The 2,682-nt window shown below is 65.9% G+C and carries 2 protein-coding genes and 1 pseudogene; all 3 read right to left on the bottom strand.

The features are described 5' to 3' along the window. Nucleotides 1–385: pseudogene (locus tag EN914_RS31295) on the bottom strand (double-strand break repair protein AddB); the annotation flags it as partial. Next, nucleotides 382–1,110: a nucleotidyltransferase family protein gene (locus tag EN914_RS31300; protein WP_024501988.1), complete on the bottom strand. Its 729-nt coding sequence runs from the start codon at nt 1,108–1,110 to the stop codon at nt 382–384. The gene EN914_RS31300 and the pseudogene EN914_RS31295, both read right to left, overlap by 4 nt. Further along, nucleotides 1,107–2,618 carry a tRNA (adenosine(37)-N6)-threonylcarbamoyltransferase complex ATPase subunit type 1 TsaE gene (gene tsaE / locus EN914_RS31305; RefSeq protein ID WP_024501989.1) on the bottom strand — a complete coding sequence of 504 codons (1,512 nt, stop codon included), beginning with the start codon at nt 2,616–2,618 and terminating at the stop codon, nt 1,107–1,109. The genes EN914_RS31300 and tsaE overlap by 4 nt, the downstream gene beginning before the upstream one ends. Nucleotides 2,619–2,682 lie beyond the last annotated feature (64 nt).

A 2,682-nucleotide genomic window follows, 5' to 3' on the forward strand; every position in this document is an offset into this window, starting at 1 on the left:
CCGGCAGCCGGCGTTTCCAGGCGCGCACCAGCGGCGTCAGCAGCAACAGGCGTTCGGTTGCCGAAATCGGCGGCGCCAGATCGATGGCCGCCGATGCCTCGGTCTCGAACGCGGCCTCATCCTCGTCGAATTCGCCGAGTGGCCGGATGACCGGCAGGATCGCCGAGCCGCCGCCGCCGCGTGCCGCCAGGCTGTCGACGAAGACACCCCGCAAGGCACGCGCGGCACGGCGTGTCGGCACATAGATGGTGGCATCGGCCAAAGCGAGCGGGTCGCCGTCGAATCGAAACCCCGGAACAAGACGACCGGCAAGCAGCGCCTCGGCAAGCGTCGGCAGAAACGGCGCTCCGGGCGGGATCGAGAAGACGCGGCTGGAGCCGCTCATTGCGACTCGATGAGCGCACCGGCGACCGCCGCTTCCGCGAGCGGTACGGCATCGGGCGTGCCGACGGTGATCCAGTGGCCATGCATGGGCATGCCGAACAGGCGCCCTGCGGCGATGGCGGAATCGAAATAGGCGTTGAGCGAGTGCGGCCCGGCCGGTGCGCCCTTGAACAGGCGCGGATGGACGATCGCCGCGCCGGCATAGATCAGCCCCGCCGGGTCGCCTTTCGAACGCCGCAAGCCGCCATCCGGCGCCACCAGGAAATCGGTGCTGCCGCAGTGTCCGGTCGCCTGTTGGAGATCCGCCAGCATCAGCAGAATATCCATTTTCGCCGCGTCCCATGCAAGGGCGAGGCGCTGGAGATTGAGAGGACCGTCATCGATCCAGAAGGTGTCGGCATTGAGGATGTAGAAGGGTCGCTCGCCCAGTTCCGGCAGCGCCTTGACGATGCCGCCGGCGGAATCGAGCAGTTGTTCGCTCTCATCGGAAATGACGATTTTTGGCGCGCGGCGGGCGGCGACATGGGCGACGATCTGTTCGGGAAAATAGTGGACGTTGACCACGGCCTTCGCGACACCGGCGGCAGCCAGGCTGTCGAGGCTCCAGTCGAGCAACGTCTTGCCGGCAATCCTGACCAGCGGCTTGGGAATGGTGTCGGTAATCGGCCGCATGCGTTTGCCAAGGCCGGCGGCAAGTACGATGGCGGTGTCCGGTCCTGCTGTCACAGCGCTCGCTCCTCCAGCAAACCGTGGGCGTCGTAGAACTCGCGCAGGCTTGCCAGCGCCGGATGAGACAAGGCCCGGCGCAGATAATCGCGAATGCGCGGCAGGTGTTTTAGATAATAGGGCTTGCCGTCGCGTTTTTCGAGGCGGACGAAGATGCCGAGGATCTTGGAATTTCGTTGCGCCGCCATGATGGCGTAGGATTCCAGGAAGCTTGCCTCGTCGAAAGCACCGGCTACGTGGCGCGCCGCGACATAGGCATCCAGCGTCTTTCTCTCGATCTCGGGCGACATCGTAACACGCGCGTCCATGGCCAGCGAGGCGACGTCATAGGCGGACGGGCCGATCAGCGCGTCCTGGAAATCGACGATGCCCAGCCGATCATGCCCTGAACGGTCGCCGCGCCAGATGATGTTGGGCGAATGAAAGTCGCGCAGCATCAGCGTATATTCGCGGCCGTGCAGCCGGTCGAGGAGCGCGCCCCATTGCTTGTGGTAGCCGGCGCGCAAGGCACCGCTTGCCGGGCTGCCCGTTATTGCCGGCACGTACCAGTCGACCAGCAGATCGGCCTCGATCATCATGGCCTCGCGGTCGAAAGGCGGGACATCGTGGAAGCCGCCATGCCCTGTTTCCAGGCGCTGCGGCCAGGTCCTGCCATGCATCATGGCCAGCAGCTCGGCCGCCGCCGCGCAGCGCTCGGGCAGCGGCTGGCCATCGCTGCCGAGGAACCCTTCCGAGCCAAGATGTTCGAGCAGCAGGAATCCCTGCTCCTGGTCCTCGGCATGGATTTCCGGAACGCTGACGCCGCCTGCCTTCAAGGCGCGGTCGATGGCGACGAAAGCGGAAACCGACTGGGCGGTGTGGGCGATCTCGGCATAGGGCTTGCCGTCGCGGACCGGCGGGCCGAGCACCAGCCGTGGCGAGTTCATCAGCACTTGCGGCTTTTGGCCCGGCAGCGAAACGATCTCGTAAGAGCGGGCAGAAGCATCGCCAATGAAATGGCGGCGCTGCGCTTGCGCCCAGCCGGCGCTCACGAGAAAGTCGCGCATGGCCAGCGACCGTGCGGCCCGATCGAAGGCAGGTCCCTGCCCCGACAATCGTGCCAGCCGGCCGTCGCCATGCTGGACGAGCTCGATCAGGACCGTGGTTTTCGGCAGATGGGCTTCCGCCCGCTCCGGCCATTCGACCAAAGCAGCACCTTGCGCCAAGGCTTCGTCGAAACCAAGCTCATCGATCTCGTCGGCCGAGGACAGGCGGTAGAGATCGAAATGATGCACCGGAATGCGGGTGTCGTAGCTCTGCACCAGCGTGAAGGTCGGGCTCGGAACGTCGAGGCCGGCATCGTCGGCCAAGGTCCTGATCAAGGCCCGCGCCAGCGTCGACTTGCCGGCGCCCAGATCGCCCTTCAGGGCAAGCACGTCGCCTGGGCGCAGCGACAGCGCCAGATCTTCGCCCAGCCGCGCTGTCTGGGTCTCGTCGGCGAGTAATCGCTCCAGCACCAGTCCGGTCATCTAACGCGCTACTCGGCCGCGGCACGGATGCCCGGCATGTCTGGAAAGGTGCAGATGACGGTCG

The organism is Mesorhizobium sp. M7A.F.Ca.CA.001.08.2.1 (genome assembly GCF_003998455.1).
GTDB classification, from domain to species: Bacteria; Pseudomonadota; Alphaproteobacteria; order Rhizobiales; family Rhizobiaceae; genus Mesorhizobium; species Mesorhizobium ciceri.